The organism is Stenotrophomonas maltophilia, assembly GCF_025642255.1.
Lineage (GTDB): Bacteria > Pseudomonadota > Gammaproteobacteria > Xanthomonadales > Xanthomonadaceae > Stenotrophomonas > Stenotrophomonas maltophilia_P.
The window spans coordinates 3,163,450-3,185,916 of sequence record NZ_CP106759.1; the positions used below are offsets into that span (position 1 = coordinate 3,163,450).

19 protein-coding genes are annotated in these 22,467 nt (G+C 67.0%); 4 read left to right on the forward strand and 15 right to left on the reverse strand.

Translation table 11 applies throughout. The annotated features are described in order from the left end of the window. Position 1 precedes the first annotated feature (1 nt). From ybgC to aspS, 10 genes are all read right to left on the reverse strand, one after another. Positions 2 to 433: a tol-pal system-associated acyl-CoA thioesterase gene (gene ybgC / locus N8888_RS14545; RefSeq protein ID WP_053520250.1), complete on the reverse strand. Its 432-nt coding sequence runs from the start codon at positions 431 to 433 to the stop codon at positions 2 to 4. Next, positions 423 to 1,463: a Holliday junction branch migration DNA helicase RuvB gene (gene ruvB, locus N8888_RS14550; protein ID WP_065174760.1), complete on the reverse strand. Its 1,041-nt coding sequence runs from the start codon at positions 1,461 to 1,463 to the stop codon at positions 423 to 425. Before ruvB ends, ybgC begins: the two co-directional genes overlap by 11 nt. 457 nt (positions 1,464 to 1,920) lie before the next feature. Next, a complete protein-coding gene (locus N8888_RS14555; protein WP_053519356.1) occupies positions 1,921 to 3,840 on the reverse strand; it encodes a potassium transporter Kup in 1,920 nt (639 codons plus the stop codon). 48 nt (positions 3,841 to 3,888) lie between these two features. Then, complete coding sequence (gene ruvA / locus N8888_RS14560) at positions 3,889 to 4,482, reverse strand: Holliday junction branch migration protein RuvA (protein ID WP_053519357.1); 594 nt, start codon at positions 4,480 to 4,482, stop codon at positions 3,889 to 3,891. A 13-nt stretch (positions 4,483 to 4,495) separates the two neighbouring features. After that, positions 4,496 to 5,017: a crossover junction endodeoxyribonuclease RuvC gene (ruvC, locus tag N8888_RS14565; RefSeq protein ID WP_053519359.1), complete on the reverse strand. Its 522-nt coding sequence runs from the start codon at positions 5,015 to 5,017 to the stop codon at positions 4,496 to 4,498. Positions 5,018 to 5,122: 105 nt separating this feature from the next. After that, positions 5,123 to 5,854, reverse strand: a complete 732-nt coding sequence (locus N8888_RS14570) for a YebC/PmpR family DNA-binding transcriptional regulator (protein WP_053519361.1) — start codon at positions 5,852 to 5,854, stop codon at positions 5,123 to 5,125. Positions 5,855 to 6,046: 192 nt separating this feature from the next. Then, the gene (locus tag N8888_RS14575) at positions 6,047 to 6,679 is read right to left on the reverse strand and encodes an esterase/lipase family protein (protein WP_053519363.1); all 633 of its coding nucleotides are present in this window, start codon (positions 6,677 to 6,679) and stop codon (positions 6,047 to 6,049) included. 79 nt (positions 6,680 to 6,758) lie between these two features. Continuing rightward, on the reverse strand, positions 6,759 to 7,280 hold the full coding sequence (locus N8888_RS14580; RefSeq protein ID WP_065174759.1) for a GNAT family N-acetyltransferase: 522 nt from the start codon (positions 7,278 to 7,280) through the stop codon (positions 6,759 to 6,761). A 31-nt stretch (positions 7,281 to 7,311) separates the two neighbouring features. Then, on the reverse strand, positions 7,312 to 7,635 hold the full coding sequence (locus N8888_RS14585; RefSeq protein ID WP_053519367.1) for a hypothetical protein: 324 nt from the start codon (positions 7,633 to 7,635) through the stop codon (positions 7,312 to 7,314). 16 nt (positions 7,636 to 7,651) lie between these two features. Next, positions 7,652 to 9,403: an aspartate--tRNA ligase gene (gene aspS / locus N8888_RS14590; protein WP_263175428.1), complete on the reverse strand. Its 1,752-nt coding sequence runs from the start codon at positions 9,401 to 9,403 to the stop codon at positions 7,652 to 7,654. Between the two features lie 158 nt (positions 9,404 to 9,561). Between aspS and N8888_RS14595 the strand changes: the two genes are divergently transcribed. After that, positions 9,562 to 10,299: a DUF3011 domain-containing protein gene (locus N8888_RS14595; protein WP_065174757.1), complete on the forward strand. Its 738-nt coding sequence runs from the start codon at positions 9,562 to 9,564 to the stop codon at positions 10,297 to 10,299. Positions 10,300 to 10,384: 85 nt separating this feature from the next. Here N8888_RS14595 and N8888_RS14600 read toward each other — a convergent pair whose 3' ends face one another. From N8888_RS14600 to blaL2, 3 genes are all read right to left on the reverse strand, one after another. After that, the gene (locus tag N8888_RS14600; protein ID WP_053519373.1) at positions 10,385 to 11,032 is read right to left on the reverse strand and encodes a hypothetical protein; all 648 of its coding nucleotides are present in this window, start codon (positions 11,030 to 11,032) and stop codon (positions 10,385 to 10,387) included. A gap of 48 nt (positions 11,033 to 11,080) precedes the next feature. Beyond that, the gene (locus N8888_RS14605; RefSeq protein ID WP_053519375.1) at positions 11,081 to 12,295 is read right to left on the reverse strand and encodes a cation:proton antiporter; all 1,215 of its coding nucleotides are present in this window, start codon (positions 12,293 to 12,295) and stop codon (positions 11,081 to 11,083) included. Positions 12,296 to 12,379: 84 nt separating this feature from the next. Then, positions 12,380 to 13,291 (reverse strand): L2 family extended-spectrum class A beta-lactamase, encoded by a 912-nt coding sequence (gene blaL2, locus N8888_RS14610; RefSeq protein ID WP_193396486.1) that lies wholly within the window; start codon positions 13,289 to 13,291, stop codon positions 12,380 to 12,382. A 176-nt stretch (positions 13,292 to 13,467) separates the two neighbouring features. Between blaL2 and ampR the strand changes: the two genes are divergently transcribed. Then, the gene (gene ampR / locus N8888_RS14615) at positions 13,468 to 14,331 is read left to right on the forward strand and encodes a LysR family transcriptional regulator AmpR (RefSeq protein WP_263175434.1); all 864 of its coding nucleotides are present in this window, start codon (positions 13,468 to 13,470) and stop codon (positions 14,329 to 14,331) included. 82 nt (positions 14,332 to 14,413) lie between these two features. Here ampR and N8888_RS14620 read toward each other — a convergent pair whose 3' ends face one another. Then, entirely contained in the window at positions 14,414 to 16,279 is a 1,866-nt protein-coding gene (locus tag N8888_RS14620) for an ABC-F family ATP-binding cassette domain-containing protein (RefSeq protein ID WP_263175436.1), read from the reverse strand. Positions 16,280 to 16,614: 335 nt separating this feature from the next. Between N8888_RS14620 and N8888_RS14625 the strand changes: the two genes are divergently transcribed. After that, on the forward strand, positions 16,615 to 19,002 hold the full coding sequence (locus N8888_RS14625; protein ID WP_263175437.1) for a TonB-dependent receptor plug domain-containing protein: 2,388 nt from the start codon (positions 16,615 to 16,617) through the stop codon (positions 19,000 to 19,002). A gap of 179 nt (positions 19,003 to 19,181) precedes the next feature. Beyond that, the gene (gene ybaL, locus N8888_RS14630) at positions 19,182 to 20,879 is read left to right on the forward strand and encodes a YbaL family putative K(+) efflux transporter (protein WP_053519386.1); all 1,698 of its coding nucleotides are present in this window, start codon (positions 19,182 to 19,184) and stop codon (positions 20,877 to 20,879) included. A gap of 181 nt (positions 20,880 to 21,060) precedes the next feature. Here the strand turns inward: ybaL and N8888_RS14635 are convergent, their stop codons facing one another. Next, positions 21,061 to 22,347 (reverse strand): O-acetylhomoserine aminocarboxypropyltransferase/cysteine synthase family protein, encoded by a 1,287-nt coding sequence (locus N8888_RS14635; protein WP_065182586.1) that lies wholly within the window; start codon positions 22,345 to 22,347, stop codon positions 21,061 to 21,063. Positions 22,348 to 22,467: the final 120 nt, after the last annotated feature.

The following is a 22,467-nucleotide window of genomic DNA, read 5'->3' on the forward strand; positions in this document are numbered from 1 at the left end:
CTCAGTGTTCGGATTCGGGGTGGAGGTAGGGTTGCAGCACGGCAAGGACGGCGTCGTCCATGCCACGCGGGCGGAAACTGGCCGCGTCCAGTGCGGCGATGCGGACCTGCGCCGACAGCAGCAGTTCGCCGTCGCGCTCGATCCGCTGATCGAAGACCATGCTGGCCTTCTTCAGCTGGACCAGCGTGGCACTCACCTGCAGGAGGTCATCCAGCCGCGCCGGCCGGATGAAGTCCATCTGCATGGCACGTACCGCGAAGACCATGCCGTGCTCGCTGCGCATGCGCTCCTGGCCATAGCCCAGCGCGCGCATCCATTCGGTCCGGGCCCGTTCCATGAAGGCCACGTAGCGGGCGTGGTAGACCACCCCGCCTGCGTCCGTATCTTCCCAGTAAATGCGTGTCGGCCAACTGAATAGTGGCTCAACCGACATCGGGAACCTCCGCGAACAGGTCCTGCGGCGGGTTCTTCGGCTTCAGGCCCATGTGCCGGTACGCCTTGTGGGTGGCCATGCGGCCGCGCGCGGTGCGCACCAGGAAGCCCTGCTGGATCAGGTAGGGTTCGACCACGTCTTCCAGCGTTCCGCGCTCTTCGGACAGCGCGGCGGCCAGCGATTCGATGCCGACCGGGCCACCGTCGAAGTAGTCCACCAGCGTCCTGAGCAGGCGCCGGTCGAGCTCGTCGAAGCCCTCCGGGTCGACCTTGAGCATCTGCATGGCCGCCTGGGCGACCGCCACGTCGATATGGCCACCCGCCTTCACCTGGGCGTAGTCGCGCACCCGCCGCAGCAGGCGGTTGGCGATGCGCGGGGTGCCACGCGCACGGCGCGCGATCTCCCCTGCGCCATCGGCGGTGCAGTCGATGCCCAGGATGGTGGCCGAGCGGCGTACGATCCGGGTCAACTCCTCGACACTGTAGAACTCCAGCCGCTGGACGATGCCGAAGCGGTCGCGCAGCGGCGCGGTCAGCAGGCCGGCGCGGGTGGTGGCCCCGATCAGCGTGAACGGTGGCAGGTCGATCTTGATCGAGCGGGCCGCAGGGCCCTCGCCGATCATGATGTCGATCTGGAAATCCTCCATCGCCGGGTACAGCACTTCCTCGACCACCGGCGACAGGCGGTGGATCTCGTCCACGAAAAGTACGTCGTGTGGCTGCAGGTTGGTCAACAGGGCGGCCAGATCACCGGCCTTTTCGATCACCGGACCGGATGTCACCCGCAGCGCCACCCCCAGTTCGTTGGCGATGACGTGGCTGAGCGTGGTCTTGCCCAGCCCCGGCGGACCGAAGATCAGCACATGGTCGAGCGCGTCGCCACGGGCCTTGGCCGCTTCGATGTAGATCTCCAGCTGCTCGCGCACCGGCGCCTGGCCCAGGTAATCGGCCAGTCGCTTGGGGCGGATGCTGGCGTCGGCGGCGTCATCCTCGCGGGTGGCGCCGGCGCCGATGATGCGGTCGTCGGTCATGTGCTGATTATGCGGCAAAAGCGCGGGTTTCGGCCGGGCTGCGCCCGGCGCCCGCGGTAGTGCCGGCCGCTGGCCGGCAACCTCAACAGCAACAGCCGAAGCGGGCTTCCTGGGGAATGGCGGGGTGGGTCCGGTTGCGGGGGACGCTGCAAGTACGTCCATGTAAGCTCGGTCGCCGCATCCATGCGGCTCACGCCCCCGCAACCGGACCCACCCCGCCTTCGACAGTTGGCCGCGATCTGATGGTAGGTGTCGACCTTGGTCGACACGGAAGATCCACGCCATGCGTGGATGGAACAGAGCAGGAGAGTGGGCTCAGTTTCAGGCACGCAGCATCTCCGCAAGAGGAGCCCCCTTGTTGTTCAAGGGGGCGCGCCGATAGGCGGGGGGATAAGGTGGAATGCGCGCGGGGCCCACGGTTTGCGCAGCAAATCGTGGGACGTAACGCAGGTGGAGATTAAATCTCCACCTGTGCGCCCAACTCAACCAGACGGTTGCCCGGAATCCGGAAGAAGCCCGTGGCCGGCGCAGCGTTGCGATGCATCAGCGCGAACAGCTTGTCGCGCCAGATCGGCATGCCGCGGTTGGCGGTGGCGACGATGGTCTCGCGGCTGGCGAAGAAGGTGGTGTCCATCGGATCGAAATAGATCCCGCCGTGGTCGCAGGAGCGCATCAACGCCAACGGTACGTCCGGCGTCTCCATGAAACCGAAGCGGACATAGACCCGGTAGAACTCGTCGCCCACCGATTCGATCTTCAGCCGTTGCCCCTCCATCGCATAGGGAATGGGCAGGGTTTCCACATGCAGGAAGACGTTGCGCTCGTGCAGCACCTTGTTGTGCTTGAGGTTGTGCATCAGTGCATGCGGAGCCACGGTCGGGTCAGCGGTGAGGAACACCGCGGTACCCGGCACGCGCACCGGCGGCGCCAGCATCAGGCCCGGCAGGAAGGTGTCGATGCGGATACCGTCCTTGCGGATCTCGTCGCGCAGCAGCTCTCGGCCACGGCGCCAGGTGCGCATCATGGTGAACAGGAAGATGCCCAGCACGACCGGGAACCAAGCGCCCTGCAGCAGCTTGGCGCCATTGGCGATGACGAAGCCGACGTCGATGATGAAGAACACCACGCACAGCGGCAGGATCCAATGGCGCGCCTTGGGCCACAGCGAGCGCGCGACCAGGGCCAGCAGCAGCGTATCGATCAGCATGGTGGCCGAGACCGAGATGCCATAGGCCACGGCCAGGTTCGACGAGCTGCGGAAGGCCAGCACCAGGCCGATGACCATCACCGCGATGCCCCAGTTGATGCCCGGGATGTAGATCTGGCCGATGGTGTCGTGCGAAGTGTGCTTGATGCGCATGCGCGGGATGTAGCCGAGCTGCATGGCCTGGCGCGAGACCGAGAACGCGCCGGTGATCACCGACTGCGAGGCGATCACTGCCGCCATCGTGGCCAGGATGATCATCGGATACAGGGCCCAGTCGGGGACCGCTTCGAAGAAGGGATTCTTCACCGCTTCGGGGTGGTTCAGCACCAGCGCGCCCTGCCCCAGATAGTTCAGCACCAGGCACGGCAGCACGAAGAAGTACCAGGCATGGCGGATGGGCTTGGCACCGAAGTGGCCCATGTCGGCATACAGGGCCTCGCCACCGGTGACCGCCAGCACCACGGCGCCAAGGATGAAGATGCCGTGCCAGCTGTGCTCCATGAAGAAGCGGATCGCCCACCACGGGTTGAACGCCTTCAGCACTTCCGGCGAATCGATGATGTTGTAGATGCCGATCGCCGCCAGCGAAATGAACCACACCGAGGTGATCGGGCCGAACGCCTTGCCGATCTTCTCTGTGCCGAAACGCTGCGCGGCGAACACCATCAGCAGGACCACAACGGTGATCGGCACGATGAACGCGTGCAGGCCCGGTGCGGCCACCTCCAGGCCCTCGACGGCACCAAGCACCGAGATCGCAGGGGTGATCACGCCATCACCGAAGAACAGCGACGCACCGAAGATGCCCAGGATGCCCACCACGTAGGCCGAGCGTGAGCCGTTGCGCAGCGTACGCTGGGTCAGCGCCATCAACGCCATGATGCCGCCCTCGCCATCGTTGTCGGCGCGCATGATGATGGTCACGTACTTCAGGGTGACCACGATGTTCAGCGCCCAGAACGCCAGCGACAGCACGCCGAGCACGGTGTCGTGGTCGCTGTTGAGCCCGTAGTGCGGCGAGAACGCCTCCTTCAGGGTGTACAGCGGGCTGGTACCGATGTCACCGAAGACCACACCGATCGCACCGATGACCAGCGCCAGTCCCCCGGCCGGGGGGGCGTGACCGTGTCCGCCAGGGGCGGCTGCGTGCGGGGTTTGACTGCTGGACATGGGACTCCTGGCGAAGCTCAGGCGATGGGGGGAGGAAAAGGACGCGGCTCAGCGCAGCGCCGACTGCAGGGCCTTGCGGATGACCGTGGCCACTTCGTCGCCTTCGTTGAAGGCATCACGGGCCATGCGGGCCGCTTCGGCCGGCTTGTAACCCAGCTGCTGCAGCGCCACGGTGGCATCGGACAGCGGGTCGGCCGGGGCCGGACCGCTGCCGGTCGGCAGCGCCCCGCCGGCACCGAACTGGGCCGCACGGTCGCGCAGCTCCAGCACCATGCGCTCGGCAGTCTTCTTGCCGATGCCCGGGATGCGGGTCAGTGCGGTGATGTCGCCCGCCTGCACCATGCGCGCGAATTCCTCGACGCTGACAGCGGACAGCACGGCCAGCGCGATCTTCGCGCCGATGCCGCTGACCTTCTGCACATCGCGGAACAGCCGACGCTCGCCCTCGCGCAGGAAGCCGTACAGCGAGACGCTGTCTTCCTTCTGCGCGTAATGGGTGTACAGCGTGACCTCGCGTCCGAGCTCGGGCAGGTCGTAGAAGGTGCTCATCGGCGCCTCCAGTTCGTAGCCCACTCCATTCACGTCCACCACCAGCCACGGCGGCGCCTTGTAGGCGACGATGCCGCGCAGTCGACCGATCATTGCGTGCAGCTCCTCATTTGCGACCCCACGCCTGGCGGGCGCTGAGCCCCAGGCGGTTGGCCGTCGCCCTTACGTGGGCGTGGGTGATCGCTACCGCCAACGCGTCTGCCGCGTCGGCCTGCAGCTTGGTTTTCAGGTTGAGCATGAGCCCGACCATGTGTTGAACCTGTTGCTTTTCCGCGCCACCACGGCCGACCACCGCCAGCTTGATCTCGCTGGCGGCGTATTCGTGCACCGGCAGGTCGCGCAGCACCACGGCCGAAATGGCTGCGCCGCGGGCCTGGCCCAGCTTCAGCGCCGAATCGGGGTTGCGCGCCATGAACACGCGCTCGATCGCCACTTCCTGCGGCTGGTACTCGCGGCACAGGTCGGCCAGACCCAGCACCAGCAGCTTCATCCGCTGCGGGAAATCGTCGGCGCCCAGCAGTACCAGGGGCTGGTGATGGACGTGGATGACGCGCCCTGCGGCATCGACATCGATGATGCCCACCCCGGTCCGCTGTGAACCGGGGTCGATGCCGAGGATGCGGGTCATGCCGCGCTCCTGGCGGGGCGGAACGGGAAGCGCTGGCAGGCGTATGGGCTCATGACTGTCCGCGGTGACCGTTCAACGGCCCGCGCCCAGGCCGTCGGTGACGGCTCAGGCGTAGGCGTCGGCGCCGAGTTCGGCGTTCGAATACACGTCCTGCACGTCGTCCAGGTCTTCAAGCATGTCCAGCAGCTTGCGGACCTGCAGGGCGACCTCGCCCTCGACCTTGATGTCGTTGTCTGCGCGGAAGGTGATCTCGGCGTGGTCGGCGAGATGCCCTGCGGCAGTCATCGCCTCCTTTACCGCGTTGAATGCGTCAGGGCTGGTGACCACGTCGATCGAGCCATCGTCCGGATAGACGACGATGTCATCGGCGCCCGCCTCGATGGCCGCTTCGGTGATCGCCTCCTCGTCCGCACCCGGGGCAAAGCTGAGCACGCCCAGGCGCTTGAACATGAAGGCCACCGAGCCCTCGGTCCCCATGTTGCCGCCGCATTTGCTGAACGCGTGGCGGACATCGGCCACGGTGCGCACGCGGTTGTCGGTCAGGCAATCGACGATCACCGCCACACCGCCGGGCGCATAGCCCTCGTAGCGCACTTCCTCGTAGTCGACGCCTTCCAGCTCACCGGTGGCCTTCTTGATCGCACGTTCGATCACGTCCTTGGACATGTTCACGGCCAGGCCCTTGTCCATCGCCACGCGCAGGCGCGGGTTGTTGTTGGGGTCGCCTCCACCGCCGCGCGCGGCCACGCCGATCTCGCGGATGATCTTGGTGAAAATCTTGCCGCGCTTCGCGTCGGACGCGTTCTTGCGGGCTTCGATGGAGGGGCCTCTACCCATGGGTGCTACCGTCTGGCTGCTTCAGGATCAAGGCGCGGATTCTACCTGATCGGGCGCTGCAACCGTGTCTAGGGCGGATGGGCGCCGCTGCGCTCGCCGGGCATGGCCCGGCGCTACCGCGAATGCGCCGCAGGATCGTTGCCGGGGTAGCGCCGGGCCATGCCCGGCGGACGGTGCGCATCGACCGGGCGCCTACGCGGCCGCAGCGTCGCGGCTGTGATCGAACCGGCCGTGGCGCAGGAAGTGCGCGGTCTGCCGTGCCGCATCGGGCGAAACCACCAGGCCACTGTGGCTGGTACGCACCACGCAATGATCGGCCAGACCCGGCAGGCGGGTTTCCGCCAGCGCCACCGTGCCGTCGGAAGCATCGTCGATCGCGCCGAGCAGGCTGCCCAGCCCATGCGGCACCGAACCGGCGATCAGGCCGACCGCAGCCGTTCCCTGCCAGTCGGGCAGGCCGTCAAGCAGCAGTTCGCTGCTGCGGCCCAAGGCCAGCCCCCAGCCATGCTCGGACAGCGAACGCGCGGTACCGCTGCCGCGCAGCGGCGAGCCAAGGCAGACCACGCGCTGTACCTGCAGCTGCGGTTGCCGGCGCAATGCCTCCAGCGCCAGCAGCCCGCCAAGGCTGTGGCCGACCAGCGACAGCGGTCCGGCATCGGCCAGACGCTCCAACAGCTGAGGTACCGCTACATCCGGGCCGCCGAACACGGAGGAATAGCCAAAGGTCTGCACCCGGAACCCGCGCGCGCGCAGGCGCCACGCCAGCGGCCCTACCCAGGCGCGGGCGTTCCAGATGCCATGGAGCAGCAGTACGGGGGGTGTCATGTGCAACAGCCTGGCGATCAGCGGGGCGAAAACGTGAGGTGATTGAACACAGGCCGGCAGAAAGCGGCGGTGAACGCGCTCAGGCCGTTCGCGGCGCGCGGCGCAGGATGAACTCCAGATCGTTGGTCTGGCCGACCGGGAACAGGTACTGCCCGGCCTTCTCGAAGCCGTAACGGGCGTAGAAGCGCTGTGCGCCGAAGTTCTCCGACCACACGCCCAGCCACAGTGTCCTCGGGCCGTCGCGCTCCAGCCACGCCAGGGCGGTTTCCAGCAGGCGGCTGCCCCAGCCACAACTCTGCTGCGACTTGATCAGATACAGGCGCTTGAGCTCGCCATCCCCCGCTTTCACGTCCGGATGGGGCAGGCCACAGGGGCCGGCGGCGGCATGACCGACCGCCTCCCCTTCCCGCTCCAGCAACCACACGGCGTAATCCGGGTGGGCGAGGATCGTGCGCTGGCGCTCGACCGTGTAGGACTCCTGCAGGAAAGCCTGCAGGTCCTGCGGCGGATACAGGTGGCCGAAGGTCTCGGTGAACGTGCGTGCGGCCAGCGCCGACAAGGTCGGCGCGTCGTCCACGGTGGCGCGGCGGATCGAGTACATGCAGGAAGTTGACGTCAGCGCGAAGGGCGGGTCAAGCCTTCTCGGGCGATTCCGCGTCTTCGTCTTCCTCGTCCTCTTCCTCGTACTCCTCTTCGTCCTCGTCCTCTTCTTCGCCTTCCTCGTCCTCGTCGTACTCTTCTTCCTCTTCGTCGTCTTCGTAATCCTCGACGCCGAAGTCTTCACCGTCCCAGCGCCCTTCGCCGTCGGCGACGAAGGTCAGGGCCATCGCCGCCGGGTTGGTACCGACGCGGACCAGCCAACCACCGAACACGCGTGCCCGCTCGGTGACCAGGTTGGCCTCGGAGCCTTCATTGCCCAGCTTTTCCCACTCCAGCGAAAACGCAAACTCGGTCATTGCCTGGATCTCCTGATCAGTTTTTCTTGGGGCGAACCTGGATGTGCACTTCGGCCAGCTGCTCGTCGACGATCGGCGACGGCGCGTCGGTCATCAGATCCTGTGCACCGGTGGTCTTCGGGAACGGGATGACGTCGCGGATCGACTCGGTACCGGCCATCAGCGCGGCGATGCGGTCGATGCCGAATGCGATGCCGCCGTGCGGCGGCGCGCCGTAGTTCAGCGCGTCGAGCAGGAAACCGAACTTGGCACGCGCTTCTTCGGCGCCGATGCCGAGCAGCTCGAACACCGCGCTCTGCATGTCCGGGCGATGGATACGGATCGAGCCGCCGCCGATTTCATTGCCGTTGAGCACCATGTCGTAGCCGCGCGAGACCGCGGTACGGGCATTGGCGCGCAGGTCGGCAATATCGTCCACGGCCGGTGCGGTGAAGGGGTGATGCAGGGCGACATAGCGCTGCGCCTCGTCATCCCATTCGAACATCGGGAAATCGGTGACCCACAACGGGCGCCAGCCATCGGCGACCAGGCCGAAGTCCTTGCCGGCCTTCAGGCGCAGCGCGCCCATGAAGTCGGAGACCTTGTTGTAGCCACCGGCACCGAAGAACACGATGTCACCCTTGCCGGCGCCGACGTGGGTAACCAGCGCGGCGAAGGCGTCTTCGCTGAAGAACTTCTGGATCGGCGAGCTGACCTCGCCGTTGTCGGCGATCTTGATGTAGGCCAGGCCCTTGGCGCCGTACTTGGCGGCGTGCGCAGCGTACTCATCGATCTGCTTGCGGCTCAACGCTGCGCCACCGGGGATGCGCAGCGCGGCGACGCGGCCATCGGCGTCGTTGGCCGGGCCGGTGAACACCGGGAACTCACTGCCCTTGACCAGCTCGGCCACGTCCACCAGTTCCAGCGCGATGCGCAGGTCCGGCTTGTCCGACCCATACCGGCGCATCGCTTCGGCCCAGGTCATGCGCGGGAAGCTGGCATCCAGGTCGACGTCCACCACTTCCTTGAAGATGGCGCGGATCATCTCTTCGACGAAATCCTGCACGTCGCGCTCGCGCACGAAGGCGAACTCCATGTCCAGCTGGGTGAATTCCAGCTGGCGGTCGGCACGCAGCGCTTCATCGCGGAAGCAGCGCGCGATCTGGTAGTAACGGTCGAAGCCGGCCACCATCAGGATCTGCTTGAACAGCTGCGGGCTCTGCGGAAGAGCGTAGAACTCGCCCGGATGCATGCGCGCCGGCACCAGGAAGTCGCGCGCGCCCTCCGGGGTGGCCTTGGTCAGGATCGGGGTTTCGATGTCCTGGAAGCCACGCGCATCCAGGTGACGGCGCAGCGCCTGCACCAGCTTGATGCGGGTGCGCTGCATGCGCTGCATTTCCGGGCGGCGCAGGTCCAGGTAGCGGTACTTCAGGCGGGTATCTTCGCCCGGATTCTCGTGAGCGTGGAACGGCAACGGCGCCGCCTTGTTCAGCACGGTAATGGCCGTGGCGATCACTTCCACCCTGCCGGTGGCCATCTTGTCGTTCACCGCGTGGCGGGCACGCACCACGCCTTCCACCTGCAGCACATCCTCGTAGCCCAGGCTGGCCGCGACCGCGAACACTTCGGCGTTGTCGACCTCGACCGTCACCTGCACGATGCCTTCATGATCGCGCAGATCGATGAAGCAGACGCCGCCCTGGTTACGGGCCACGTCGGTCCAGCCGGCGAGGGTGACAGTCTGGCCAATCAGGGTCTCGTCGACCAGGCCGCAGAAGTGGGTACGCATGGGGGAAAGCTCCGCTGGAGAACGCCGGCACCCGATGGGGCCGGAAAGCCCCGTATTCTGCGGCCGAGGCCCCGGCCGGGGCAAATGCGGGGCAGTCACACGGGCTTTATCCGTTCCGTCCTTATAGTCGCGCACCACACACCGTATGGGGATTCGCCATGAAAACGCTGTCCCTGGCCAGCCTGGCCGTCACCCTCAGCCTGGGCGCCCTCGCCGGGCTCACCCTCTCCCCCGCCCCCGCCGCCGCGCAGAACGGCGTCATCCGCTGCGAAAGCCAGAACAACCGCGAACGGGTCTGCACTACCGGCTGGCGCAGCGCGCAGCTGGTACGCCAGCTGTCCGGTTCGGCCTGCCAGGAAGGCCGTACCTGGGGCAGCCGCAACGGCAGCATCTGGGTCAACAACGGCTGCCGCGCCGAATTCGTCGAGGGCCGCGGCGGCTGGGGCGGTGGCAATGGCGGTTGGGGGGGCAACAACGGCGACACCATCCGCTGCGAAAGCCAGAACAACCGTGAACGCAGCTGTCCGGTCGGATGGCGCAATGCCCGCCTGGTCCGCCAGTTGTCCGGCAGTCCCTGCCAGGAAGGCCGCACCTGGGGCGTGCGCAATGGCGCGGTGTGGGTCAGCAATGGCTGCCGCGCCGAGTTCGCTGAAGCCCGCGGTGGCTGGGGCGGCGGCAACGGCGGCTGGGGCGGCGGCGGCAACAGCAATTACTCCATTACCTGCAGCAGCAACAACAACCGCACCCAGAACTGTGACTGGGACGAGCGCCAGGGCCGGCCCGTGCTGCAGCAGCAGCTGTCGGGCAGCGCCTGTCAGGAGGGCCGCAGCTGGGGCTATTCGCGGGGCCAGGTCTGGGTGAGCAACGGCTGCCGGGCCCGCTTCGGCACGCGCTGAGCGAACGAACCTGCGGGCGTGCGGCGGCATCGCCGCCGCCGCGCTCGCCGGGGATCGCCCGGCACTGTCAGGCCCGATTCGAGCGCTACGGTGCGGTTGCCGGCGGGGCCTCGTCGCCCCACGGTGCCGGCGGCAACGCCACCGGCTTGCTCAGATCGAACTGCACACGGAAGCGGCGGCCTTCGGGACGGGTCAGCTCGTAGACGAAGCGCTGGTCCGGCTCGATCTCCATCGCCCACACATTGTGGGTGGACGCCAGCATGTCGGCGCGGCGGAACATGGCTACCGAATCGGCATCGGCCGGGAACTGCTGGCGTTCAGCAGTACCCGGCGGACGGCTGTCGCCGCCATACAGGGTGATCGCATCAGGGCTGCCATCGGCATGCCGGTGATCGTGCTTGAGCCGCAGCCCGCTCTCGGTGCGGGTCAGGACCCAGGTCCGCGAATGATCATCGCCGACATGGAAGGGGATGCGCAGCTCATGCCCGGGATCGGCACAGCCCCGCACGTGCATGACCAGCCGCTGCCCGGCGAAGGGGTCCTTGCCGGTCGGTGCCGGCGTGTCCTCCACCACTTTGCCCTCATACGCCTGGCCGCAGTGGGCGGCGATCGCAGCCATGAAGGCGTCGGCCGGGGCCGTCGCCACGTCGTGGGCGACCGTATGCGAGGGCTGTGAGCAGGCTGCGAGCGTGAGCAGGGCGGCAGAAGCAGTGACGAGGGCAGGCAGTTTCATGCCCCAACCCTAACGACCATGGCCGGCCTGCGCAAACCGTTCACCCGTTCAACGCCCCGTATCCACGCCCTCCGCCAGGGTCTCGGTTGCCGCCACGGGTGCGGCCTCGCCCGCCCCGTCCGGCTCCTGCTCGACCGGGTCGACATCGAAGGGCGTGCGGAACACCAGCGAGGGCAGCAGGGTGGTCAGCGCCGCGTACAGCAGCAATGCGCCGAACAGCACCGCCGGAATCTGGAACCGCTCACGCATGATCGCGGCCAGGACCAGGGTGAAGATCAGCGTCGGCGCCAGCGCCAGCGACACGCGCAGACTGCTGCGGAAACTCTCACCGAACATCAGCCGGCGCTGCAGCCAGACCACGCCGATACGCAGCGGCAGCACCACCAGGGTGATCACGATGCCCAGCCCCAGCGCTTCGAAGCTCAATGCCTCGGCGGGAACCTTGGTGCCGGCATTGAAGAAGTAGAACGGCACGAAGAACGATGCGAACAGCCGCAGTGCATGCAGGTTCTCGTGCGAGGCCAGCAGCGGCATGCGCTGGTGCAGCAGCCGTGCGACCAGGCCTGCGATGAAGGCGCCCACCAGGTAATACACCCCCAGCAGGTAGGTGATGTAGGCAGCGACCATGCCGACCATGACCAGCAGCGAGAACTCCGAACCGGGCGCGTGCGGCGCCACCCAGCGACCCAGCGCGATGAACAGCAGCGGCAGGCCGACCATCATCGCCAGCAGGGCCAGGCTGGACAGGGCCATGTGACCGGGATCGCCGGCCTGCAGCACGATGAACAGTGCCGCCAGCGCCAGCAGCTCACCGGCGATGGCCTTGCTGGTCACCCAGAACCGCTCGTCCTCGCTCAGACCCAGCCGCGACAGCGAATCCATGATGAAACCCGTGGAGGGCGTCAGCAGCGCCAGGGCCAGCAGGCCCGCGGCCTGCCACGGCAGGCCGGCGTAGCGCCAGGCCAGCCAGCCGACGCCGAACAGGGTGGCGCTGCGCACCACAAGATGCGCCAGCAGGGGCCACATGCCACGGCGCAACGCCTGCAGATCGACCTCCAGACCTGCGAACAGGAACAGGGACGAGATGCCGAGCGTGGCCAGCAGCCCGATCACCGCGTCGTGCGCCTGGTCCCCGAGCCAGAGCATGCCGATGATCCCGAACAGCAGGCAGGTGAGCGGTGCGGGCAGGCTGAAGCGCTGCAGCGCGCGCGGGATCACCAGCAGCGCGAAGATCAGCAGCAGGTAGATCAACTCATGACTCATGGGGGACTTCCGTGTGGTTTCGAACGCGCGCAGGATGCGCGCGCACGACCCTCGGAGCAAGCCCGGCCCGGAGACGGGCGGGCGTCAGCCGATCAGCCTGTCCGCGATGCGTCCAACCTGCGCCAGGACGCTGGCGCGTTGATCGTTGCTGATGTCCGCAGCCTGCAGGTAGGCCGTAATCACCCAGGGTGCCCCTCCCCCCATGGGCCACAACACGGCGGTGTCATTGCGTGCATCCTCGCCATTGCTGCCGGTCTTGTCGCCCACCCGCCAGCGCGCGCCCAGCCCTGCGCGCAGGCACGCATCGCCGGTTTCGTTGTCGATCAGCCAGTCGGCCAGTTGCTGGCGCGCGCCCGGCGCCAGCGCATCGCCCAGCACCAGCCGCTGCAGGGTCGCGGCCATCGCCGCCGGCGTGGTGGTGTCACGTGGATCACCCTCGGCGAAGCTGTTCAGTTCCGGCTCGAGACGATCGCTGCGGGTCACGCTGTCGCCCTGAGCGCGCAGGAAGGCCGTCACGGCGGGCGGCCCGCCCACCACGTCGAACAACAGATTGGCCGCCGTGTTGTCGCTGGTGATGATCGTTGCCCGGCACAGGTCGCGTACGGTCAGATCCTTGCCGGCGTGGCGGCGCGCCACCGGCGCATGCGAGAGCAGGTCGGCCTCGCGCACCGGCACGCGCCTGTCCAGCAACCCGGGCACGCGCCGTGACTGGTCCAGCACCGTGGCCGCCAGCACCGTCTTGAACGTGCTGCACAGCGGGAACCGCTCATCCTGGCGATGGCCGATGCGGCGACCGCTGGCGGTATCCAGCACGGTCACGCCAAGCCGGCCCGCGCAGGCCTTTTCCAGGGCGGCAAAGTCCGTGGCGGCGGCGATCGCGCCGGCCGCCGCCGACGTGCCAACGCCCCTGCCGGCAGCACGGGCGATCAGCGGCAGAGCCAGTGAAGACACCACTGCTGAAGTACTGAACTGAAGGAATCGTCGACGGGGCAACATGCAGGACCTCCGGAAAGTGAACCCGATTATCGAAAGCCCCCGCCGCGCCTGACCAGCGCGTTTTTTCAGCACGTGCCATCAATTTCATTCATGCCTAAGAAGGGCATTCAACGGAGATTCCACGAGCCGTCCGGATCCCGCTACGATCAGTCATCATTTCAGCTCACGGCTTTCCGATGCTGCATCCGACTCTGCCGCTCAACGCCCTGCGCGCCTTCGAAGCAGCGGCCCGCCACCAGAACTTCACCCGCGCCGCGCTTGAGCTGTGCGTCAGCCAGGCCGCGTTGAGCCATCAGATCCGGGGCCTGGAGGACCGGCTGGGGATCCGCCTGTTCCATCGCCTGCCTCGCGGCGTCGCCCTCACCGATGAAGGCGCCGCGCTGTTCCCGGTGCTCAACGAAGCGTTCGAGCGCATCTCGGCCAGCATCGCGCGCTACACGGGGGGAGCGGCCCGCGAAGTGCTGACGCTGGGCGTGGTGGGTACCTTCGCCACCGGCTGGCTGCTGCCACGCCTGGCCGCGTTCGAGGCCGCGCATCCGGATATCGAGCTTCGCGTGCAGACGCACAACAACCGCATCGATCTTGCCGGCGAAGGCCTGGACCTGGCCATCCGCTTCGGTGAGGGCGACTGGCAGGGGCAGGCCTGCACGGCGATCCTGGATGCGCCGTTCGCACCGCTGTGCGCCCCCGCCCTGGCACGCCGGCTGAAACAGCCGCGTGATCTGGGCACGCTGCCGCTGCTGCGCTCCTATCGCAATGACGAATGGCCGCGCTGGCTGCAGGCGGCCGGGGTCAGCGGCGTGGAGGCGCGCGGGCCGGTATTCGATTCGTCGCTGACCTTGGCCATGGCCGCTGCCGGAGGGGCCGGCGTGGCCCTGCTGCCGCTGCGCATGTTCGAACAGGAACTGGCGGAAGGACGGCTGCTGCAGCCGTTCGCCACGACGCTGGAACTGGGCCGCTACTGGCTGACGAGGCTGCGCTCACGCGCCGAGCGTGAGCCTGCACGACGTTTCCGGGAATGGTTGCAGGCGCAGGGCTGATGCGCACGAGCGGTAGCGCCGGGCCATGCCCGGCGAGCGAAGCGGATCGGGAACACCACCGGGCATGGCCCGGCGCCCTCCATCAGGACTCCAGCAGTTCCATCCAGGCAGCTTCAGCCTTTTCCAGCTGCGCAGCGGCCGTTTCGCGATCACGGCCCAGCACGGCCATGCGGGTGCTGTCGGCATAGTTGGCCGGGTCCGCCAGTTGACGGTCCAGTTCGGCCAGGCCGGCTTCCAGCTCGGCCACCTTGGCTTCCGCCGCGGCCAGCTTGTGCGGATTCACCGGCTTCTTCCGCACGACCTGCGCCACCGGTGCGGTCTTGACCACTACCGGCTCTTCCACCTGCTCCATGCGCGCCTTGGTGCCCTGCGCCTGCGGACGGGTGCGCAGCCACGCAGCGTAGGCGTCGAGATCTCCGTCGAACGGCTCGACCACGCCATCGGCCACGCGCCAGTAGGTATCGCAGACCAGGCCGATCAGGTGGCGATCATGGGAGACCATCACGATCGCGCCTTCGAAGGTTGCCAGCGCTTCGGCCAGCGCCTCGCGCATTTCCAGGTCCAGGTGATTGGTCGGTTCGTCCAGCAGCAGCACGTTCGGCTGCTGCCAGGCGATCAGCGCCAGCGCCAGGCGCGCACGCTCACCACCGGAGAAGCCATCGACCGGCTCGAATGCACGATCACCCGGGAAATTCCACTTGCCGAGAAAATCGCGGAACGACTGGTTCGGCGCATCCGGCGCGATCTCGCGGAAATGCTCCATCGGCGACTGGCCTTCGTGCAGCGACTCGACCGTGTGCTGTGCGAAGTAGCCGATCTTCAGGTCCGGATGGGCCATGCGCTCTCCGGCAATCGGTGCCAGCTCGCCCACCAGGGTCTTCACCAGGGTGGTCTTGCCGGCGCCGTTGGGGCCGAGCAGGCCGATGCGTTGTCCCGCTTCCAGACCAAAGCCGACGTTGTGCAGGATCACGGCGTCCTGGCCATAGCCCGCCTCGACATGATTCAGGCGGATCAGCGAGAACGGCAGTTTGGCGGGCGGTGCGAACTCGATACGGAACTCGCGCTCGGCACGCACGGCCTCGGTACCGGCCAGCTTGGCCAGACGCTTCATGCGGCTCTGCGCCTGCGCGGCCTTGCTGGCCTGCGCCTTGAAGCGGTCGATGAAGCTCTGCAGATGGGCCCGCTCGGCCTGTTCCTTCTCGTGCGCGATCTGCTGCTGGCGCAGCTGCTCGGCACGTTGGCGCTCGAAATCGGTGTAGCCGCCCGGGTACAGCTTGGCGCCGCCCCCATGCAGGTGCAGGGTGTGGGTGGCGACGTTGTCGAGGAACTCGCGGTCATGCGAGATCAGCAGCAGCGTGCCGGGGTACTTCAGCAGCCACTGTTCCAGCCAGTACACCGCATCCAGATCGAGGTGGTTGGTCGGTTCGTCGAGCAGCAGCAGGTCGCTGGGCATCATCAGCGCGCGGGCCAGGTTCAGGCGCACGCGCCAGCCACCGGAGAAGGAGGACACCGCGCGGTGGTGGGTCTCGGCCGGGAATCCGAGGCCGTGCAGCAGCTTGCCGGCACGTGCTTCGGCGTCATAGGCGCCCATCTCGGCCATCCGGGTATGGGCATTGGCCACCGCCTCCCAGTCTTCACGGGCGGTCGCATCGGCCTCTTCGGCCAGCACGGCGGCCACTTCCGTATCGCCACCGAGCACGAAGCTCAACGCCGGATCCGGCAGCGACGGGGTTTCCTGGGCCACGCTGGCAATGCGGACCTTGCCGGGCAGGTCGACGTCGCCCTTGTCGGCCTCCAGTTCGCCCTTCACCGCCGCGAACAGGCTGGACTTGCCGGCACCGTTGCGGCCGACCACGCCCACCCGGTAACCGGCATGCAGGGTCAGGTCGACGTTGGACAACAGCAGCCGCTCGCCGCGGCGCAAGGCGAAATTACGAAGCGAAATCATCGGGGGAGGGGTCCATATAACCGGATGGAATGTGCTGGTAAGCACTGTTCCTGCGACGCAATTCTAGCGTTAACGAATACTTGACGCGCCCCGGGATGCGCAGCGGCTGGCGTTTCCTCTCTCCCACGTCCTCACCGCACGTGTCCCGGGCCCCTCTCATGATGATGCCCATCGCGGCTAAATGGTTGCTGCTGCAACGTTTTTTCCGATGGCCGGCATTTGACAGGCACTGAATATCCCGTTAATTCCTATTTTGCGCACCGCAACAACCGTCGTCCGCTTCACCTCGTGATGTCGATACCGGTGCCGTCCCCGCCAACCGGAGTTCCGTCCCGATGACCCGCAAGACCAGCCTGATCGCCGCCGCCGTCGCTGTCGCACTCGGTGGCTCTCCGTTCCTCGCCGCCGCTCAGCAGAGCGGTACTGCCGCCAACACACTGGACACCGTGATCGTCACCGGTACCCGCGTGGCCGACCGCACGGTCGCCGAATCGCAGTCCCCGATCGACATCATCACCCCCGAGGTTCTGCAGTCCACCGGCACCAGCGAACTGGCCACCGCGCTGTCGCGTGCCCTGCCCTCGCTGAACTTCCCGCGCCCGGCCCTCACCGACGGCACCAGCGGCGTGCGACCGGCGCAGCTGCGTGGCCTGTCACCGGACCAGGTGCTGGTGCTGGTCAACGGCAAGCGCCGCCACACCTCCGCCATGATCAACGTCAACGGCAGCATCGGCCGCGGCTCGTCGGCGGTGGACATCAATGCGATTCCGATCGCCGCCATCGAGCGCGTTGAAGTGCTGCGCGACGGCGCTTCGGCGCAGTACGGCTCGGACGCCATCGCCGGCGTCATCAACATCGTGCTCAAGGGCAGCGGCAGCGGCGGCAGCCTGGCCGTCGACTACGGCCAGTATTCGGCCGGCGATGGCAACAAGTACCAGCTCTCCGGCGATACCGGCGTGGAGTTCGGCAGCGGCCGTGGCCGCCTGCACGTGGCCGGGCAGATCAGCCAGCAGGATGAAAGCAACCGCGCCGGTCCTTACCAGGGCAGCACACCGAACACCGGCAATTTCCCTGGCATCGGCGAGACGACCTTCGTGGTCGGCGATCCGCGCGTGGATGCGACCGCCGCCTCGGCCAACGCCAGCTTCGACTTCAGCGACCGCGTTACCGGCTACGCCAGCGCGTTGCTCAGCAACCGCGACATCACCTCGTTCGCGTTCTACCGCTCGCGCAACCACAGTGGGCAGGGCGCCCTGCTGGCCCAGGTCTATCCCGACGGCTTCGTGCCGCAGATCAACCAGTACTCCAAGGACCGCTCGCTGGTGGCCGGCGTCAAGGGCAGCACCGACAGCGGCTGGACCTGGGACCTGAGCCTGAACCACGGCGAGAACACCTTGGATTTCCACACCCGCAACACCATCAACTACAGCCTGGGTACGGCCAGCCCGAGCTCGTTCTACGACGGCACGTTGAAGTACCAGCAGGACATCTTCAATGCCGACCTGACCAAGTCGCTGGACTGGGGCCTGGCCTATCCGGTGACGCTGTCCTTCGGTGGTGAGTACCGCAAGGAGAAGTGGGACCAGAACCCGGGCGAGCTGAATTCGTACACCGGCAGCGGCGCGCAGGGCTTCGCCGGCTTCACCCCGACCAATGAAGTGCATACCGACCGCCACAACTATGCGGTCTACGCCGGCCTGGAAGCGGACCTGACCGAGAAGTTCTCCGCCGGCCTCACCGGGCGCTACGAAGACTATTCGGACTTCGGTGACCGCTTCTCCGGCAAGCTTTCGGCACGCTACGCGTTCACCGACAAGGTCGCGCTGCGGGCCACCGCGTCCAGTGGCTTCCGCGCGCCATCGCTGGGCCAGCAGGGCTACCAGGCGGTGACCAGCACCATCATCAACGGTGACTTCTTCGAACGCGGCACTTTCCCCACCACCAGCCCGGCCGCACAGGCGCTGGGCGCCTCGCCACTGAAGGCCGAGACCTCCACCAGCTACAGCCTGGGCCTGGTGCTGCAGCCGGTGGACCGCCTGTACGTGACCGTCGATGCATACCAGATCGACATCGACGATCGCATCGCGCTGTCCTCCAACATCACCACCACGCCGGCTGCCGCCGCGCTGCTGGGCGGGCTGGGCCTGCCGCAGGTGACGGCCTTCTCGTACTTCACCAACGCACTGGACACGCGCACGCGCGGCGTGGACTTCGTCTCCAGCTATACCGTGCCCTTCAGTGCCAGCAGCCTGGAGCTGACGGCGGCCTACAGCTACAACGAAACCGAAGTGAAGCGGGTGAACGGGTCTCCGTCGGTGTTCCCGACGCTGGGTATCTCGCAGTCGCTGATCGGCCGCGATGAGATCGGCCGCATCGAGGACAGCTATCCGCGCGACAAGGCGATCCTCAGCGGCACCTGGCGCTCGGATCATTGGGAGCTGGGCCTGGCGGCCACACGCTACGGCAAGTTCACCGTGCGAAATTCGGCCACCGCGCTGCGTGACCAGACCTACGGTGATGCCTGGGTAGTGGATGCCTCGGCCAGCTACAAGCCGAGCAGCAACTGGACCCTGACCGTCGGCGCGGACAATCTGCTGGACAAGTATCCGGACCGGACGGCGGACCTGCAGAACTCGACCTTCGGCATGCTGCCGTACAGCAACTACTCGCCGTTCGGCTTCAACGGCGCGTATGTGTACGGGCGTATCAGGTACACCTGGTAAGCGGCACCGGTAACGCCGGGCCACGCCCGGCGGCGCGGTGGAACCTGCATCCCTTCTGTTCCGGCAGAAGGGATCGGCCCTGTACTGCTCAAACCATCCGTTCCACCTGCCGGGTTTGCTGCATCTGGCCGCTTGGGTGAAAATCGGGACATCCCCCTCCCCGAACCCTGCGAGTGCCGATGCACCATGACACCGACCTGATCAACATCGTCGCCGTTGGCCTGGGGCTCGCCTTCATCTTCGGCGCGCTGGCCAACAAGCTGCGTTTGTCTCCCCTGGTCGGGTATCTGGTTGCTGGCATCTGCGTGGGGCCATTCACCCCGGGGTTCGTCGCCGACCAGGCGCTGGCCAACCAGCTGGCCGAACTGGGCGTGATGCTGCTGATGTTCGGCGTCGGCCTGCACTTCTCGCTGAAGGACCTGATGGCGGTCAAGGCCATCGCCATCCCGGGTGCCATCGGCCAGATCGCAGTGGCCACCCTGCTCGGCTGGGGCGTGGCGTGGTTGATGGGCTGGCCGACACTGCATGGGGTGATCTTCGGCTTCTCGCTGGCCACCGCCAGTACCGTGGTCCTGCTGCGGGCGATGGAAGAGCGCCGCCTGCTGGAGACCATGCGCGGCAAGATCGCAGTGGGCTGGCTGATCGTGGAGGATCTGGCCTGCGTACTGGCACTGGTGATGATGCCGGTGCTCGCCGGCGTGTTCGGCCCCGATGCGGCCAAGGAAACCCACACCGTCGGCAGCGTGCTGGCCGATCTGGGCTGGACGTTCGTGCAGCTTGGCCTGTTCGTGGCCGTGATGCTGGTGGTCGGTCGGCGGGTCATTCCCTGGATCCTCGAACGCATCGCCGGCACCGGCTCGCGCGAGCTGTTCACCCTGTCAGTGCTGGCGATCGCACTGGGCGTGGCCTTCGGTTCGGCCATGCTGTTCGGCGTGTCCTTCGCGCTGGGCGCGTTCTTCGCCGGGATGCTGCTCAACGAATCGGAACTGAGCCACAAGGCGGCGCATGATTCGCTGCCGCTGCGCGATGCGTTCGCGGTGCTGTTCTTCGTTTCGGTGGGCATGCTGTTCGACCCCAACATCGTCGTGCAGCATCCGTGGCAGGTACTGGCCACGGTGCTGATCATCATGTTCGGCAAGTCCGCCGCCGCCTTCTTCATTGTGCGTGCGTTCGGCCACCCGAGCAGCACCGCGCTGACCATCTCGGCCAGCCTGGCGCAGATCGGTGAGTTCGCCTTCATCATCGCCGGCCTCGGTGTCTCGCTGCAGATCCTGCCGAAGGAAGGACAGTCGCTGGTGCTGGCCGGTGCACTGGTGTCGATCATGCTCAACCCGCTGGTGTTCGGCCTGCTCGACCGCTGGCAGGCGAAGCAGGAGCAGCTGCCGCAGGCGCCGGAGCCGGAAGAAGCCACCGGGCCCTCGCGCGACCTGCATGACCACGCCATCGTGATCGGCTACGGCCGCGTCGGCAGCGAGCTGGCGCAGGTGCTGCGCGACCGCGGCGTACCGGTGCTGGTGATCGATGACAACAAGGACCATGTCGAGCGTGCACATGCCAGTGGCCTCGCGGCGATCCGTGGCAGCGCCGCGGCCGACCGGGTGCTGGCCGAGGCCCACCCGGAGCGCGCCAAGATCGCCGTCCTGGCCATTCCGCAGCCACTGGAAGCCGGCGAAGCGCTGGCCAAACTGCGCGCGATCAATCCCGAGCTGACCCTGCTGGCACGGGCACACAGCGATGCTGAAGTGAAGCACCTGCTGGAACATGGCGCCGATGGCACGGTGATGGCCGAGCGCGAGCTGGCCTATTCGCTGGCGGAGATGATCATGTCCACCCCGCCCTACCGGAATCTCGGCCAGCACAGCATTCCGGTGGTGTGAGGCAGGGCGGATGGCGTAGCGCCGGGCCATGCCCGGCGGCTGCCATGAAAAATCCCCGGTCGACCCGCATCGACCGGGGATAGGTAACACCAGTGCCACGCCTTGGAGAGGCAGCTCCACCGTAGCGCATCGCGGCGGCGGTGGTGATCGCCACTGGCGATGACGACCAAGCGCCTGGCTATCAGGCGCCGGCCAGCGCCTGCTGCAGGTCGGCCTGCAGGTCGCCGATGTGCTCGATGCCGATCGACAGCCGCACCGTGTCTTCGCTGACCCCTGCGCGGGCCAGTTCATCGGCATCCAGCTGGCGATGGGTGGTGGATGCCGGATGGGTGGCCAGCGACTTGGCGTCACCCAGGTTGACCAGCCGCGTGAACAGCTTCAGTGCGTCCAGGAAGCGGGCACCGGCCTCACGTCCGCCAGGGAGACCGAAGGTCAGCACGCCCGAGCCCTGCCCACGCAGGTAACGCTGTGCGCCCGCATGCTCAGGGTCATCCGGCAGGCCGGCATAGCGCACCCACGCCACCTTGGGATGCTGCTTCAGATACTGCGCCACGGCCAGCGCGTTGGCGTTGATCCGTTCCATGCGCAGGGCCAGGGTCTCGATGCCCTGCAGGATGAGAAACGCATTGAACGGCGACAGTGCCGCGCCGGTATTGCGCAGCGGTACCACCCGCGCCCGGCCGATGTAGGCGGCCGGGCCGAGGGCGTCGGTGTAGACCACACCGTGATAGCTCGGGTCCGGCTGGTTGAGACGGGCGAAACGCTGTGGCTGCGCCGTCCAGTCGAAGCGGCCCGAATCGATGATCGCTCCCCCCAGACTGTTGCCATGGCCGCCGAGGTACTTGGTCAGCGAGTGCACCACGATATCCGCGCCATGCTCGAATGGGCGCAGCAGGAAAGGCGTGGCAACCGTGTTGTCGACAATCAATGGCACGCCGGCGGCATGGGCGACTTCGGCAATCGCGGCGATGTCGGTAACATTCCCGCGTGGATTGCCGATCGACTCCACGAACACGGCCTTGGTTCGGTTGTCGATGAGGGGAGCAAAGGCTGACGGATCGGCCGGATCGGCGAATCGCGCCTGGATGCCATACTGCGGCAGCGTATGCGCCAGCAGATTGAGGCTGCCGCCATACAGCGCACTGGCGGCGACGATGTTGTCGCCTGCTTCGGCGATGGTCTGGATCGCATAGGTGATCGCAGCCTGCCCGGATGCCAGCGCCAGCGCACCGATCCCGCCTTCCAGCGCGGCCAGACGTTGCTCCAGCACGTCGGTGGTGGGATTCATGATGCGGGTATAGATGTTGCCCTGCACCTTCAGATCGAACAGATCGGCGCCGTGCTGGGTGTCATCGAAGGCGTAGGCCACGGTCTGGTAGATGGGCACCGCCACTGCGCGCGTGGTCGGGTCGGGCCGGTAGCCGCCGTGCACGGCCAGGGTTTCCAGTTGCCACTGCGGATCACTCATCGCGTCAGGTTCCATCCGGGGAAACCTGCACGATAGGCGACCCCACCGCGCACGCTGAGAGCCGCTGGCGATGAGCCCGTAACCTGTGGTTATCAGGACCTGCCCGGCAGCCCGCAGGTT

Bases quoted from the DNA above. Each gene is read 5' to 3' on its own strand.
- ybgC (WP_053520250.1), bottom strand. From the start codon at position 433: ATGTCGGTTGAGCCACTATTCAGTTGGCCGACACGCATTTACTGGGAA.
- ruvB (WP_065174760.1), bottom strand. From the start codon at position 1,463: ATGACCGACGACCGCATCATCGGCGCCGGCGCCACCCGCGAGGATGAC.
- N8888_RS14555 (WP_053519356.1), bottom strand. From the start codon at position 3,840: ATGTCCAGCAGTCAAACCCCGCACGCAGCCGCCCCTGGCGGACACGGT.
- ruvA (WP_053519357.1), bottom strand. From the start codon at position 4,482: ATGATCGGTCGACTGCGCGGCATCGTCGCCTACAAGGCGCCGCCGTGG.
- ruvC (WP_053519359.1), bottom strand. From the start codon at position 5,017: ATGACCCGCATCCTCGGCATCGACCCCGGTTCACAGCGGACCGGGGTG.
- N8888_RS14570 (WP_053519361.1), bottom strand. From the start codon at position 5,854: ATGGGTAGAGGCCCCTCCATCGAAGCCCGCAAGAACGCGTCCGACGCG.
- N8888_RS14575 (WP_053519363.1), bottom strand. From the start codon at position 6,679: ATGACACCCCCCGTACTGCTGCTCCATGGCATCTGGAACGCCCGCGCC.
- N8888_RS14580 (WP_065174759.1), bottom strand. From the start codon at position 7,280: ATGTACTCGATCCGCCGCGCCACCGTGGACGACGCGCCGACCTTGTCG.
- N8888_RS14585 (WP_053519367.1), bottom strand. From the start codon at position 7,635: ATGACCGAGTTTGCGTTTTCGCTGGAGTGGGAAAAGCTGGGCAATGAA.
- aspS (WP_263175428.1), bottom strand. From the start codon at position 9,403: ATGCGTACCCACTTCTGCGGCCTGGTCGACGAGACCCTGATTGGCCAG.
- N8888_RS14595 (WP_065174757.1), top strand. From the start codon at position 9,562: ATGAAAACGCTGTCCCTGGCCAGCCTGGCCGTCACCCTCAGCCTGGGC.
- N8888_RS14600 (WP_053519373.1), bottom strand. From the start codon at position 11,032: ATGAAACTGCCTGCCCTCGTCACTGCTTCTGCCGCCCTGCTCACGCTC.
- N8888_RS14605 (WP_053519375.1), bottom strand. From the start codon at position 12,295: ATGAGTCATGAGTTGATCTACCTGCTGCTGATCTTCGCGCTGCTGGTG.
- blaL2 (WP_193396486.1), bottom strand. From the start codon at position 13,291: ATGTTGCCCCGTCGACGATTCCTTCAGTTCAGTACTTCAGCAGTGGTG.
- ampR (WP_263175434.1), top strand. From the start codon at position 13,468: ATGCTGCATCCGACTCTGCCGCTCAACGCCCTGCGCGCCTTCGAAGCA.
- N8888_RS14620 (WP_263175436.1), bottom strand. From the start codon at position 16,279: ATGATTTCGCTTCGTAATTTCGCCTTGCGCCGCGGCGAGCGGCTGCTG.
- N8888_RS14625 (WP_263175437.1), top strand. From the start codon at position 16,615: ATGACCCGCAAGACCAGCCTGATCGCCGCCGCCGTCGCTGTCGCACTC.
- ybaL (WP_053519386.1), top strand. From the start codon at position 19,182: ATGCACCATGACACCGACCTGATCAACATCGTCGCCGTTGGCCTGGGG.
- N8888_RS14635 (WP_065182586.1), bottom strand. From the start codon at position 22,347: ATGAGTGATCCGCAGTGGCAACTGGAAACCCTGGCCGTGCACGGCGGC.